General features: G+C 48.2%; 1 protein-coding gene. It reads right to left on the bottom strand.

Features of this window, described 5'->3' with window-relative positions; translation table 11 throughout:
- A partial coding sequence (locus tag EBL85_RS16955) for a DJ-1/PfpI family protein (protein WP_369964160.1) occupies positions 1-388 on the bottom strand: 388 nt, incomplete at both ends.

Below are 388 nucleotides of genomic sequence, written 5' to 3'. Positions count from 1 at the left end.
GGACCATGACAAACTGCTGCAACAATACCGCCATCTTCATAGTGTTTTGCAGAAATCTTGGCAAAATCTTCGTTGCTCGCTAGGTCTGAAAGAAGACCAAAACCACCCGGATAGAAGATCGCATCATAGTTGTCACCGTTGATTTGTGACACTGGAATCGTGTTGTTGATGCGGTTCTGGAAATCATCATCCGCCAAGATTTTCTCGTTCACTGCGTCGCCTTCGATGTCGGTTCCGTACAGTGGTGCTTGTCCACCTTTGATAGAGGCAATGTCGTAATCGAAGCCTGCACCTAGTAGCTCGCTAAGGGCATGAGTGAGCTCTGGCGCGTAAGTTCCGTTTGCTTGGTCAGTTTCACCAAGAGTCGCATGGTTCGTCACAATGATGA

It is taken from the genome of Marichromatium sp. AB32 (genome assembly GCF_003718675.1).
Classification (GTDB): domain Bacteria; phylum Pseudomonadota; class Gammaproteobacteria; order Chromatiales; family Chromatiaceae; genus Marichromatium; species Marichromatium gracile.
This window is presented reverse-complemented; position numbering and strand designations above follow the sequence as displayed.